At 53.6% G+C, this 14,057-nt stretch carries 12 protein-coding genes and 1 pseudogene; 12 read left to right on the forward strand and 1 reads right to left on the reverse strand.

What is annotated here, in order from left to right; genetic code table 11:
• Window positions 1–516: 516 nt before the first annotated feature.
• Complete coding sequence (gene acs / locus AC1UK9_RS21135) at window positions 517–2,472, reverse strand: acetate--CoA ligase (protein WP_025112899.1); 1,956 nt, start codon at window positions 2,470–2,472, stop codon at window positions 517–519.
• Window positions 2,473–2,936: 464 nt separating this feature from the next.
• Between acs and AC1UK9_RS21140 the strand changes: the two genes are divergently transcribed.
• The 12 genes and pseudogenes from AC1UK9_RS21140 (at window position 2,937) to AC1UK9_RS21195 (ending at window position 13,896) form a co-directional block, all read left to right on the forward strand.
• Window positions 2,937–3,197 (forward strand): DUF2790 domain-containing protein, encoded by a 261-nt coding sequence (locus AC1UK9_RS21140; RefSeq protein WP_003227290.1) that lies wholly within the window; start codon window positions 2,937–2,939, stop codon window positions 3,195–3,197.
• 564 nt (window positions 3,198–3,761) lie between these two features.
• A complete protein-coding gene (locus tag AC1UK9_RS21145; RefSeq protein WP_025112897.1) occupies window positions 3,762–5,012 on the forward strand; it encodes a ribonucleotide-diphosphate reductase subunit beta in 1,251 nt (416 codons plus the stop codon).
• Between the two features lie 433 nt (window positions 5,013–5,445).
• The gene (locus tag AC1UK9_RS21150) at window positions 5,446–6,951 is read left to right on the forward strand and encodes a DNA cytosine methyltransferase (RefSeq protein WP_482578430.1); all 1,506 of its coding nucleotides are present in this window, start codon (window positions 5,446–5,448) and stop codon (window positions 6,949–6,951) included.
• The gene (locus AC1UK9_RS21155; RefSeq protein WP_482578431.1) at window positions 6,917–8,596 is read left to right on the forward strand and encodes an McrB family protein; all 1,680 of its coding nucleotides are present in this window, start codon (window positions 6,917–6,919) and stop codon (window positions 8,594–8,596) included. The genes AC1UK9_RS21150 and AC1UK9_RS21155 overlap by 35 nt, the downstream gene beginning before the upstream one ends.
• A gap of 2 nt (window positions 8,597–8,598) precedes the next feature.
• A complete protein-coding gene (locus AC1UK9_RS21160; RefSeq protein WP_482578432.1) occupies window positions 8,599–10,257 on the forward strand; it encodes a DUF2357 domain-containing protein in 1,659 nt (552 codons plus the stop codon).
• A 38-nt stretch (window positions 10,258–10,295) separates the two neighbouring features.
• Complete coding sequence (locus AC1UK9_RS21165) at window positions 10,296–10,736, forward strand: very short patch repair endonuclease (RefSeq protein WP_482578433.1); 441 nt, start codon at window positions 10,296–10,298, stop codon at window positions 10,734–10,736.
• Complete coding sequence (locus tag AC1UK9_RS21170; protein ID WP_482578434.1) at window positions 10,720–11,259, forward strand: hypothetical protein; 540 nt, start codon at window positions 10,720–10,722, stop codon at window positions 11,257–11,259. Before AC1UK9_RS21165 ends, AC1UK9_RS21170 begins: the two co-directional genes overlap by 17 nt.
• A gap of 113 nt (window positions 11,260–11,372) precedes the next feature.
• Window positions 11,373–11,873 (forward strand): annotated as a pseudogene (locus AC1UK9_RS21175) (BRO-N domain-containing protein).
• A complete protein-coding gene (locus AC1UK9_RS21180; RefSeq protein ID WP_482580534.1) occupies window positions 11,764–12,078 on the forward strand; it encodes a hypothetical protein in 315 nt (104 codons plus the stop codon). The pseudogene AC1UK9_RS21175 and the gene AC1UK9_RS21180 overlap by 110 nt, the downstream one beginning before the upstream one ends.
• Before the next feature lie 99 nt (window positions 12,079–12,177).
• On the forward strand, window positions 12,178–13,374 hold the full coding sequence (locus AC1UK9_RS21185; protein ID WP_482578435.1) for a colicin E3/pyocin S6 family cytotoxin: 1,197 nt from the start codon (window positions 12,178–12,180) through the stop codon (window positions 13,372–13,374).
• Window positions 13,371–13,601, forward strand: a complete 231-nt coding sequence (locus AC1UK9_RS21190) for a DUF7683 domain-containing protein (RefSeq protein WP_025112894.1) — start codon at window positions 13,371–13,373, stop codon at window positions 13,599–13,601. Before AC1UK9_RS21185 ends, AC1UK9_RS21190 begins: the two co-directional genes overlap by 4 nt.
• 61 nt (window positions 13,602–13,662) lie before the next feature.
• On the forward strand, window positions 13,663–13,896 hold the full coding sequence (locus AC1UK9_RS21195; RefSeq protein ID WP_025112893.1) for a DUF7683 domain-containing protein: 234 nt from the start codon (window positions 13,663–13,665) through the stop codon (window positions 13,894–13,896).
• Window positions 13,897–14,057: the final 161 nt, after the last annotated feature.

The following is a 14,057-nucleotide window of genomic DNA, read 5'->3' on the forward strand; positions in this document are numbered from 1 at the left end:
GATGCACAGAGAAACCCGCTTGAGCACATTGACAGCCTTGCAAATTCATGCAAGAGCGAAAGACAGTGAACCGATCTATGCTGCAAATTGCGGGCCTATTATTCGCAAACCCTTCTAATCCGGCAAGCGCAGCGTTGTGTCTTATTTTTCACCGGGGGTTTTGAGGCTCTAAAACGGGGCGTTGCGTTTCCCTTCGCCCCGCCGCGGGGCGGGCGGTTACACATTTGGTTACTCGGATGAGGGCGGGTAACAGCGGGAAAGGCCTTGCGCGAGAAATCGATATTTATTGGCTGGGTCGGTTTGGGTTCCGACAGCGGACTGCACCGGCGCCTGACAGATCGCCTTCGCGAGCAAGCCCGCTCCCACCGTTTTGATCGCGGCCCTTCCGATAAAATGCGATCTCCACTGTGGGAGCGGGCTTGCTCGCGAAGAGGCCAGCACAGCCACCACAAACCACCAGACACAAAAAAGCCCCACCCGGCAAATCACCGAACGGGGCTTCTACGAATCTAACGCTTACGCCACATTCATCGTCTTGTGCGTATCAATCAAATGCTGCACCACACCCGGATCCGCCAGGGTGGAGATATCGCCCAACCCCTCATATTCAGCGGTAGCAATCTTGCGCAGAATCCGGCGCATGATCTTGCCCGAACGGGTCTTCGGCAGCCCCGGCGCCCACTGGATCACGTCCGGCGAAGCAATCGGGCCGATCTCTTTGCGCACCCAGTTCTTCAGTTCCAGGCGCAGTTGCTCGCTCGGCTCTTCGCCGTTTTTCAGAGTGACGTAGACATAAATGCCCTGCCCCTTGATGTCGTGCGGCACACCGACCACCGCCGCTTCGGCGACTTTCGGGTGGGCGACCATCGCGCTTTCGATCTCGGCTGTCCCCATACGGTGGCCGGAGACGTTGAGCACGTCGTCCACGCGCCCGGTGATCCAGTAGTAACCATCAGCGTCACGACGCGCACCGTCACCGGTGAAGTACATGCCGCGGAAGGTCTTGAAGTAGGTATCGACGAAGCGGTCGTGGTCGCCGTACAGCGTACGCGCCTGACCTGGCCACGAATCGAGAATCACCAGATTGCCTTCAGCCTCGCCCTCGATGATGTTGCCGAGGTTGTCGACCAGCGCCGGCACCACACCAAAGAACGGGCGCGCTGCCGAACCGGGCTTGAGCGCGTGAGCACCCGGCAACGGGCTCATCATGTTGCCGCCGGTCTCGGTCTGCCACCAGGTATCGACGATCGGGCAACGCGATTTGCCGACATTTTTGTAGTACCAGTCCCAGGCTTCCGGGTTGATCGGCTCACCCACCGAACCGAGCAGACGCAGGCTGCTGCCATCGGCACCTTCAACGGCGGCTTGCCCCGAGGCCATCATCGCGCGGATTGCGGTCGGTGCGGTGTAGAGAATGTTGACCTTGTGCTTGTCGACAATCTTCGCCACCCGGGTGATGTCCGGATAGTTCGGCACGCCTTCGAACAGCACGGTGGTCGCACCGTTGGCCAGCGGGCCGTAGACGATGTAGCTGTGGCCGGTGACCCAGCCGACGTCGGCGGTGCACCAGTAGATTTCGCCCGGGCGGTAGTCGAACACGCGCTCGTGGGTCATCGCCGCATACAGCAGATAACCGCCGGTGGTGTGCTGCACGCCCTTCGGCTTGCCGGTCGAGCCGGAGGTATAGAGGATGAACAACGCTTCTTCAGCGCCCATCTCTTTCGGTGCACACACGGTGCCCGCCACTTTCATCAGGTCTTCGTACCAGATGTCGCGATGCTGGTTCCACTTGATGTCGCCGCCGGTGCGTTTGCACACGATGACTTTCTGAATACTGCTGGTTTCCGGGTTGGTCAGCGCGTCGTCGACGTTGGCCTTCAGCGGGATCTTCTTGCCGGCGCGCACGCCTTCGTCAGCGGTGATCACCACTTTCGATTTGCAGTCGATGATCCGACCCGCCAAGGCTTCCGGCGAGAAGCCGCCGAACACCACCGAGTGAATCGCGCCGATCCGGGTGCAGGCCAGCATGGCGACCACGGCTTCGGGGATCATCGGCATATAGATAGTCACCACATCGCCACGGTGCACGTCCTGACCACGCAGGGCGTTGGCCAGTTTGCAGACTTGTTCGTGCAGTTCGCGGTAAGTGATGTTGCGGCTGTCAGCCGGGTCGTCGCCTTCCCAGATGATCGCGACTTGATCGCCGCGCTCGGCCAGATGACGGTCGAGGCAGTTGTAGGAAACGTTCAGAGTGCCGTCGGCGAACCATTTGATATCGACATGGTGATCGTCGAAGGAAGTCTGCTTCACCGTGGTGAAAGGCTTGATCCAGTCGAGGCGCTTGGCTTGCTCGCGCCAGAAGCCGTCAGGGTTGACAACCGACTGCTGGTACATGGCTTTGTAGGTCGCCTCGTCAGTCAGCGTATTGGCCAGAACCTCGGGACGAACGGGATACAGAGAAGCCGCACTCATCTTTCTTACCTCGGTGGAATAGTTGTTTTTGTATGACCCCGTTGTAGCCGGGCCGGCCCCATAGAACCATTCGACGATGGTAGTAACAAGCCCCTACAAAATATCCACCTACCCCGCACCCAGGCCCTAAGCCGATCCCCCAAACACCACAGAACCCCTGTGGGAGCTTGCCTGCAAGCGATTCAGACAACTCGGCCCCACAGACAAAACACCCGGTTATCAATCTCCATCTCAAGGGATTGTTACCAAAACTGCGAAAAGTGTTTATCAAAACCCCACCTGTTTACCCCCACCCCACCTCCCTAAAATCCACCTCGCCGACAAGGCAAACCGATTAACAACGTTACAGCCCCCACGAAGGCCGTTAATCCAGCTCTCAAGTAATAACTGCAAACGATGAAGTTCCACACGCAACCCTAAAAAGGTTGCGTGCCCCCACTCGACCTCAAAAAGGTAAATCTGAAATGAAAGCTTTATTGGTTCTGGCCCTCAGCAGTCTGTGCGCAACCGCCATGGCAGACGAGGTCCCGACTGATGTCGCACAGCAACAACCGGCTATCGAGGAATACACTTACTCGACCCACCTGGACATCGCCAACGTCGTTTCCATGAGCGAAGTTCCAAACGTCTGCGAAGTTGTTCCGATGAAAATGGAATACGACGATTCCAAGGGTCAGCGCCACATCCTGCGTTACAGCGTCATGGGTAACGGCTGCACCAATTGATGATTGAGACTGCACCGAATCGGATCACTCAGCGCCTCATTTGAGGGTCGATTCCAGCCCGGCTTCGGTCGGGCTCAGTTGTGTCTGGAGTCGCTCAAAAGGGTTGCAAAACACAAGATATAGTGAAAAACCCGGTTTTTTGCTCATTTCTTGAGCAACCAAAGCCTCGCAAAAAAATTAATGAAAAAAAATTCTCGCGGGCCAACCCCAGCGAAAGCCCTGTAAACCCTCGCTCCGATCGAAATCACCCGGCCGATCGAACGCCCTGCGGTGTTTCGCCCTCCCCCACGCCCGTGTTTTTTTCCCTATAATGCCGCCCTAATCGGGTCAGCAATATTCCCTTACAGGGATCAAAGCCATTCTGAAGCCCCGCAGCAGCGTCAACGCTGATCTGCGCCCGTCAGAGGCTCTCGGAAACCCGTACAAAATTCTGTTTTATTGCCTGCCTTAGCTGCTGCAAAAAACGATTCCTTAAGATCCAACGCGGTCTGTACGACCGTGTGAAAAACCATCCAATCAGGTTTCACACGGGGCGACAGGCCCTCACGCAGGAGACGACACGTCATGCTGAGCTGGGACGAATTCGACAAAGAAGACAGTGAAGTAGCAGCAGTGAAAGGCGCCAACGCCGGCCACGCTACTGAAGCCAACATGGACCGCCTGGACAACGCCGGCGGCGCCGCAGCGCTGGAAGCCCGCGCCGTCACCGCATCTGACTCGGCCGCCGTGGCCCGCGCCAAGGCTGCACTGAACACTCTCGACGTCGCCGAAGGCCTCGCCGAACTCGAAGGCGCCTCCGCCCGTGTCGCCGTTGACGAAAAGCGCATGATCAACTGCCGCGCCGACCTCAACCAACTCGTGCCATTCAAGTACGACTGGGCCTGGCAGAAGTATCTGGACGGTTGCGCAAACCACTGGATGCCGCAAGAAGTCAACATGACCGCCGACATCGCCCTCTGGAAAGACCCGGAAGGCCTGACCGACGACGAGCGCCGCATCGTCATGCGCAACCTCGGCTTCTTCTCCACCGCCGACTCCCTGGTTGCCAACAACCTGGTCCTGGCCGTGTACCGCCTGATCACCAACCCGGAGTGCCGCCAGTACATCCTGCGCCAGGCTTTCGAAGAGGCGATCCACACCCACGCCTACCAGTACTGCATCGAATCGCTGGCCATGGATGAAGGCGAAATCTTCAACATGTACCACGAGATCCCATCGGTCGCGAAAAAAGCCACCTGGGGCCTGAAATACACCCGCTCGATCTCCGATCCGAAGTTCGAAACCGGCACCGTCGAAACCGACAAAGAACTGCTGCGCAACCTGATCGCCTACTACTGCGTTCTGGAAGGCATCTTCTTCTACTGCGGCTTCACCCAGATCCTCTCCATGGGCCGTCGCAACAAAATGACCGGCGTCGCCGAGCAGTTCCAGTACATCCTGCGCGACGAATCCATGCACCTGAACTTCGGCATCGACGTGATCAACCAGATCAAAATCGAAAACCCACACTTGTGGGATGCCGAGATGAAGGAAGAAGCGACCCAGATGATTCTGCAGGGTACGCAGCTGGAGATTGAATACGCGCGTGACACCATGCCTCGTGGGGTATTGGGCATGAACGCGGCGATGATGGAGGACTACCTGAAGTTCATCGCTAACCGTCGTCTGTCGCAGATTGGTTTGAAGGAAGAGTATCCAGGGACGACTAACCCGTTCCCTTGGATGAGCGAGATTATGGACTTGAAGAAAGAGAAGAATTTCTTTGAGACGAGAGTGATTGAGTATCAGACTGGTGGGGCGTTGAGCTGGGATTGATCTTTAAACGCTAAACCCACTGAGTCGAAAGAAAAGGCCCGGAACGCGTAATGCGCCCCGGGCCTTTTGGTCTCTGAAAAGTAGCGTTCCTACACATAGATAACCAATTTAGGCGGCGTCGAGCAAGATGCCCCCCCTAAAACAGGCTGTCCGGGGATTGATGAAAGAGCATGCGTTATGGTGCACAATGGCACAATTTTTACCCTGGTCCCGAGCATATGACTCGCTTCGCCATCGGCCCGACTAGAGAAACTTTCAGGATTCAGGTCGGGCGGATTGAGGACTTCCACTACCAAGTACCAGTTGCTCCAGATACAAATCACTTTTGGTTGGTTAGGATCAACGGCATGGCAATACCACGCTTCTTGGGCGCGGCGTACCAGGGACCACTGCAATTGCTTCTTCGCCTGTCTTCGCGACAAGGATCTGATTCATGAGTAAAGATGTCATTCTTCGTAAACTAGCTCGCCTGCAAACCTCTGAGAAACCACGCGTACTGGATCTTTTTTCCGGCTGTGGCGGAATTTCGCTAGGCTTCGAGTCCGCAGGCTTCGAAATGCGAGGGTCCGTTGAGTTTGACCCTGATGCTGCTAGATCGCATGGACTGAACTTCCATGGCGGAGCAGAGGCTCATAGCCAGCCAATTGACATCACAAAGACCTCTCCAGCCGAATTGTGTCTTAAGCTCGATTTGGGCAACGTTGCCGATGCTTTCGATATCGTTGTAGGTGGCCCTCCGTGCCAAGCATTTGCTCGAGTGGGCAGATCCAAACTCCGCGAGATCGAAGAGCATCCCGAAGCATTCATTCATGATCCGCGTGCTCAGCTTTACAAAAGATATTTGGAATACGTGGACGCATTCCAGCCACTTGCTGTGCTTATGGAAAATGTGCCCGACATCCTGAACCATGGCGGTCAGAACATCGCCGAGGAGACATGTGAGGTCCTGGAGGCTAAGGGCTATGTCTGCGGTTATACCCTGCTCAATGCCGCTTTTTATGGCGTCCCTCAGATGCGGGAGCGTATGTTCCTGATTGCATATCGACGAGAGCTAGAGGTGGAGGTTTCGTTTCCCTCCCCCAGTCATTGGCTGATATTGCCACCTGGATACGAAGGCACTCGATCTGTCGCACTCAAGTCATTGCGTAGTTTGGCCGATCATGCGCATTCCTATATAGAGCCTCCAGTTGCAACGCCCGATCTCCCCCCGGCGGTCACGGCGGAAGACGCACTAAGCGATCTACCATCAATCAATGCTAGGGAGTTGCTTGCTGCTGGAAAAATTACTCGTGGCGCACGCCGCTTTGATAATCCTGTCAGCTACAGCGCAAGAAAACCTACTGCATATGTAAAACTGATGCGTACTTGGCTAGGTCACGAGTCCCCAAAAAACGGTTTGACAGACCATGTCATACGCTATCTCCCGCGAGACTATGAGCTGTTTGCTCGCATGAACCCCGGAGATCAATATCCGGAGGCTTATGCACATGCCATGGATATGTTCCAGGAGCGCTTAGCGGTAGCTCGCGCCAGCGGAGAAACTATCGCTGATGACTCCTCAGAGTACAAAGCTCTGAAGGATTCGATCGTTCCGCCATATGATGCAAGCAAATTTCCAAATAAATGGCGAAAAATGTGGCGTGACCAACCAGCACGTACACTTCTGGCCCATCTGGGTAAGGACGGCTACAGCCACATTCATTACGACAGCAAGCAGGCAAGGACCATTTCGGTGCGCGAGGCTGCACGCTTGCAATCTTTCCCTGATGGTTTTCGCTTCAGTGGAACTATGAATCCCGCATTCAAACAGATCGGCAATGCCGTTCCACCTTTGTTGGCCAAAGCTCTAGCCACTCACATGATGCAAACAATCAAACAGGCAATCACACAAAAGGATATGGCAGATGAGCCTCGTCGAGCGGCAACAGCAGTTTCTTGAAGCCGCCCAAAAAAACTTCGGGACCTCAAAGTCAGTTCGCCCACGAGAACTGTTTGGCGTCTCAAACAGTGCCAAGATTGTTGAGGGGGGGATTCAGCTTGGTGTAGTGAATCTGGACAACGTCAAAGAAGATACCGAAGCTCTGATATTTGGCTGCGTTCTCCGATTCCCGCCGGAAGACGAAGTTTACTTCGCTGTCCTAGTTCGCAAAGACAAAATCAATTTCCTCGAGCGCTTGGCGGAGATGAAGCGTCTAGGTGCTGCTGCAAAGATCGCCGGAGAGGATTCGGAATTTACACTGGAAGCTGCTGCCGAAAACGATGGGCAATCGGAACTCCCTGGAACCACAATCAAGTACAGCGCCAGGAATAATCTCGTGCCGATCTATTTAGCTAGAGACGGGCGGCTGTGGCTACGCAACGCCAAATTCTGGGATAGTCTTGCGTTCGACCTATCACCTTTCGGACCTTCTACTGAACCGGATAAGATAGTTGTTGCATTGTATCCGCCAACAGCTTCCGCAAGGCGAAGCTTGCTAGCTCGCGAATTCATCGGATGGCTAGGCAGCTTGGTCGGTAGGGAAAAAATTCACGAGATTCCCGTCTGGACTGATACGGCTACGCTTAGTCCAGAGATGCTGCGCATGCCCTCAAGCCTTCCCATTGCGAAAATCGAGGAAGCCATCAAGGCTTTGGGAGGCCATTATCCGAACGGAGAGGTTAGGCGGTTTCATGCGGCACTAAATTTTCTTGATCATAAGCACTTTGTGATTCTTTCTGGACTTTCAGGCACAGGAAAAACGCAGCTAGCATTGAAATACGCGCGAGCTGTTCATGGTCTGACGTCGAATACAACCGCTGATCCACTGCTTTTCGAATGCCCGGTACGTCCAGAATGGACAGACCCGACAGGGCTCACTGGTTATTACGACGTATTAACGAACCGCTACGTTGTGCCGACTTTTCTGGAGGCAGTACTCGTCGCTACAGCACACCGAGAATCTCCGGTATTTGTAATTCTTGACGAAATGAATCTCGCTCGGATTGAGTACTATCTCTCCGACATATTGTCAGCAATTGAAACCCAAGGTGCTTTGCAACTGCACTCAAACGGCGTCCCGTTGGAGGGTACCACTGGCGCGTCTGTCCGCGCGGAAATCCCCTTACCTTCTAACCTCTTCATCATCGGCACAATTAACATTGATGAGACAACCAACCCTGTCAGCGATAAAGTTCTTGATCGGGCATCAGTGATCGATATGTCTGCAGTAGATGTATCTGGCTTCATGACTTCACTTACGGAGCGTTACCCCGAACTGCAGAATGCGAAGAGTAACTCCGAAGAGAAACTCACGGAAATCCACAAGCTCTTGGAGCACTACGGCCTAGGGTTTGGTTACCGGATAATTGAAGAGTTTGTTCGGTATCACGCATTCGACGCCGAACACTTGCAAAACCCTACCGATAGCGTGACAGACCATTTATTGGTACAAAAAATTCTGGTCAAACTTCGAGGCTCTGAACGCCAGCGCCCACTACTAAATGCTCTAGATAAAGCCTGCAATGGCCTCCCTAGCGCACAGAAATATGTACGTAGGCTGATGAGTGATCTGGATGAATTCGGCTCTTTCCAGGCGATGCGCTGACAATGTCAACGCTACACATTCAAAGCGAAAGTGGAGGCCCTACTTGGCAGGTATGGCCAACACAGGAAGTAATTCCTAGCGGTTCAATCAAGGAGGCGTCTTCTTATCTATTTGAACTACGAGATAGCGATAATGCCCTTGATGCGGACCTTCTGATCGACGGCATACCCGTCGAGGCTTTACGCTCTCGCCAGCCACGCGTTGCACGCTGGCGATGGATGCCTGGATTCCATGCCGGTGCTGTGGAGGTAACTCTGCACCTCCCTGGCATGGGAGTGCGTCGCTTCGATATCACCACGGACCCTGATCTTCGCAAACTTACCCGTGATGATTTTGACACTATGGTGCGACAGGTTTTGGAAGATACCTTTGCCCTATTCTCACTAAGTGCTTTTCGTAAGGGCATAGCTCACCAGCCAGGCGGTAAACCGCCACCGTTAGCCCGCCTAGAGTTCCTTCGCTCCCGGGCCTTAGAAATTACGCAAACGATTGAGGCGATCAAGCGTTCTCCAAGGCATTTCCTTCGCGCGGAACAGATAACGTTACCCTTTCATCGTGCTGTGCGAGCCACCGGACCAGAAATCATAAAATCATTTCGTGCCGGGCTTATCCGAACCGAGACTAACAGGCCATCCCGATTGCCTACTGCACTTGGTGGACGTTTGCCTGCAAAAATCACGGTGCGACAACGGCGCAATAGTGTTGATATTCCGGAGCACCGGCAGATCAAAGCATGCCTGAAGTCTTGGGCAGCTTGGTTATCTGGCGTTGCAGATGTGCTTGCCAAGACCAATCGTAGCGGCGATTCAGATACAGTTTCTCAGACTGGAAATTGGGCCATACGCACACGGCGGATTGCACGCCTGCTAAACGAAGCAGCAGACTCAGGTTTCATGAGAGAGGTCACTGACAGTCCGCAAATACTGCAGATGTCTTCGCTATTTCGCAATGATCCCGTTTACCACCGTTTTTACCGACTCTGGCAAGATATGAACCTGGGACTCGCCGCTATATTTGGCGATTTCTTACAAATGCCGTTGGCGAGAACATACGAGTTATACGAACTTTGGTGTTTTTTGCGCTTACTTCGCGCAGCTATTGAAGAGTACGGCTCGAGCGGTATGGACCTGACTAATCTGTTTGTAACTGATGCTGCCGGTGGCGTAACGATATCAGCAGGTGCCGTTATCGTCTCAGTCAGTTCCGATAAGGTACTGTGTTTCCAGCGTCAATACCGCGAATATTGGGTGGACCCTAACGGCAACGGTAGCTTCAGCCGGGTCATGGTGCCAGATGTGGTTCTGGCAGGGAGCGGTTTTGGCTCACCCGGCAAGCAGGTCATTGTCCTGGACGCGAAGTACCGTATTAACGACGGTCTAAATGACGCATTGAATTCAATTCACATGTATCGCGACGCCCTGGTGCAAGAGACTAACAGCGGAGATATTGAGGGTATTGTTACAGCGGCCTACTTGCTAACACCGCATGCTCCAACACTCAACACCGACTTTAAGAATACGCCTGTACCGGGTAGGCTTTTCCATCCTCAGTACCGGGAAAAGTTTCGCTTCGGCGCTATTACACTACGCCCGGAAATGAGCATCAACGATCTGCGGAACAGCTTAAGAATCATCGTAGCAGATGCAATAAGTGAAAGCTGATGGTTGATGTACTAAGTCCAGAGCAGCGGAGGCTCAATATGAGCAGGATCCGTGGCAGGGATACTAAGCCTGAAATGCTCATTCGAAGAGGGCTCCATGCGCAAGGGTTTCGATATCGATTACAGGATCGAAAACTACCCGGCCGACCAGACCTTGTTTTCCCACGTCATCATGCGGTGATCTTTGTCCATGGGTGTTTCTGGCACGGGCATAAGTGCTCATTATTTAAGCTTCCAGTAACACGTCAGGAATTTTGGACCACAAAAATTGCGAGCAATCGTTCCAGAGATAAGCGAACGATGCAAGCTCTGCTTAACCTCGGATGGCGGGTCGCGAATGTATGGGAGTGCAGTATCAGAGGAAAAAACAAACTAACTACCGAAGAAGTTATTACAAGATGCCAGAAATTTATTCTCTCAGGCGAAGTCACTCTGCTCGATATTTCAGGAGCGGCAAGAGCAAATGAAAAAAACAACTAACACACCCGACGAAGCTTCGATAAATCTTGCAACCCTTAACGACCTCAAACTCCTAGCATTACGGGCAGAAATCGACCGAGAGGCAAGAAGTCGCGGCTTGAGTTTTAATGTCGGTGAAGTCGGCGAAAAACTAGCTATCGATTTATTTAAGGAACGCCCTGATCTACCTGTCCTGGTTCATGCTCCTCGAGGGACAAAAAATATAGACGCGATTTCCCGAGAAGGAAATCGCTACTCTATCAAAACACTTCAGAGAGCGAAAAAAACCGGAACAATTTACCCAGATCAATTAAATAATGAGCGGCAACTCTTCGAGTTCATCCTCATCGTTATGATTCGAGAAGACTTCACCTTAGAGCGCATCATTGAGCTCGACTGGCAACAATTCTGCGCCGTCCGAAGCTGGGATATCAGAATGAATGCTTGGTACGTTGGGCGCTCAAACCGAGCACTCAGCGTTGGTCGCCAGATCTACCCTAGACCTGCAGGTCAACAGTCAGTACCAGAGTCGTCAACACAATAGGAAAAATCCAACCCACTTCAGTACGGGAATGCCTGACTATCCAACCTTCATGATGGAGGTGAATCGCTGTACCCGCCGTTCAAATCCCGTGCTTCCAGGTCAGGAGGCATGTCATGTCTGAACCACTTCTCCCGACTCGTTTCACCCGCAACAAAACCCACCTGCATGGCATGCACTTCTGGTTGAGAACCAGGCGTGGTTCTGCGTCCAGGAGCTGGGCCGGTTGATGGGCAAACATCTTGATGAGCGCCAGCTGCGCAAACTCGACGCTGATCAGTGGCAGATGATGTGCGTGGAGACCTATGGCGAAGCTGAGGAACACCTGACGGTGAGTGAGTCCGGTGTTCTATCACTACTGTTCTGAGTATCGGCAGCTTCGTGAATGCCTGAAACATCAGGTTGTGCCAGCTCTGCGTGATGCTCGTCCTGCGTGCTCGGTTGAGCGTCCGACGTTGAGTGTTTTGAGTTAGCCGCAGATGTCGCGGAGCACTCTGCACTGGCAGCATGAGCCGTGGATTCGGTTGCGGGATATGCCTTGTTTTCTCGCGGATGATCCGTTTAATCGCCAGGAATCCTGGTGGCGCAGGGCTTCGCGATTACTGCATGGTTGCTGATGGTTTCAAGATCCGCTGCTTTAGGTTCAAGCAGCGGATCTTTGTGGTTCTGAATGCTTGGAGGACAGCTTCGCAGTCCATCGAGGACAAGTCCTCTCATCACAATCAGGATGTGTTGGAGCAATTTGTATATCTGGGATTGTTGACTCCTCCCATTCTGCAAGCTGCTGCAGCCCCCAAAAAATCAAACAGCGAAAACTCCTAACCTAATCCAAGACCCGTCCTACAGCCTCAATGCATCACCTTCGTTAACGTCGCCCGGCTTCTTTCCGGTGTGACCGACAAATGAACGAAAGGATGATCAGTGGCTGGCAAAACGGATATTCCCCGGGTCAGGAACCCACCTTCTGGCGATGGGCATCACGTCACCTACCGGTTCATGAACGCGACCGAACTGGCTGAGCGCGACGCCAGGCAAAGCGCTTATGAGGCCATGCTGGCCCGGCAGGATGCGTTTGAGCGCAGCCGGCAGATCGTTGTCAAAAAAGACGAGGCGGTTCGGGCCGGATGCGTGTTCGCGAAGTCTTGCAAGCTGCCGGACGCGATCATTGATTACTCGAATCCCTCCGGGATGGTGCCGACCGACAGCCTGAGGGATTACGGCGAATTCGCTTTGCTCGGTACCCGTGAGGTCGATGACGCCGGGCTGCGGAACCTGCAAACCATCAGCGGCAATACCGTTTCACTCGGCCTCCGGCGCCTTGCTCTTCGAAGCCCGACACTCGTCACGCCAACACTAGGTCTAGGTGCCACCATCGGCGCTACCGGTGCCGCACTCATAACCGGCATGGTCGCTTTGCTCTGGACGCCCAGCCTGGGTGACAGCGCTCTCTACACCGAGGAACAATTGCGCGCCCTCAAGCAAGCCCGCACCCGTGTTCGCCTGCGCATCGAGCAACAAACCGACGGTGCTCTCAAAGGTTATGCCTTCTACACCGGCAAGAATCGCGACTGGGAAATGGTCGATGTCGTGAAACTGGAAACACGGGACAGCCAGTACGTCGCGAATCTGGGTGAAGGCGTCGAGCTGATCTGGACACCCGCCGTAGACGGCGCCGACATTCTCGGCATTCCTGCTCTCGAAGCCGCCCCACAGGCCCCGCATATCTGGGTTTATCCGCCAACGAAAGCGGCGAACGACATCCTTGTAAATCCAGTTTATCCGCCGGAGTACAAGGATTTCATTCTGGTGTTTCCGGAGAGTTCGGGGGTAAGGCCGGTTTATATTGTGGTGAGTGTTCCTGATCACAAATATCATCCGGCACCGACCGGACTTGCAGCGTTCCCGGATGCGCTCAAGACAGATCGTAAGACCTCCGTTAAAGGAGGTGGCGGGCTTAGAAAGCGGTGGAAAACCAGAAAAGGAGTGATTTTTGAATGGGACTCACAACACGGGACTGTCGAGATGTATGACAAACGAGGTCGCCATCTCGGCGAGTATGACCCAGCAACTGGCGCGCAAACCAAACCAGCGGACGGCACAAGGACAGTAGAACCATGATCTATCTAATCGAGGCATTTGATAAAGAAAGTGGTTTCCTGGCTTTTGAAGAGGAACTCCCAAGTGCCTCAGATCAGGCTATAAAAACCATCATGGGATGGACGGTGGAGCAGGAAGGTTGGGAGGGATACGATCTCTCACACGAACAGCTTGGAGCCCTGGAAAAACTACTGGGGAAAGAAATTTATAACCCTGCATATAAATTCCAGCTCAGCTGCAATGTGTAAAGGATGGTTCTTACACCGGTGAGCAGAACAAACCGGCCTCTCCAAAGAGAAGGATAGAACCATGACTCATGTGATTTATGCGTTTGATCGATCAACCCAATCTCTGGTTTTCGAGGTGCCTATCTCGGCAGAGGATATCGAGCAGCTGCAAGTCATCATGAAATGGAATGACGCAGAAGACGAACTCTACGGTTACGATCTTGATTATCAGCAGCTAGCACAATTGGAAACGTTAACCGGAAGATCCTTCTACGACCCTCAATACGATTACCAACTGGCTAGCTACGGAAATTGAAATGTAGTCATCTATACCGTCATGCGAGGTTGCTGCCGGGATCAACGATTGAGTTGACGCCACCAATCGCCAGCAGGCTGGCTCCTACAGGTTTTGCATCATCCTGAAAACAATCAGTGCAACTCGCCCCGCCCCCCGCTATTAATACCCCTCCCCCACTC

It is taken from the genome of Pseudomonas sp. AK-TSAG1-1, from assembly GCF_056821665.1.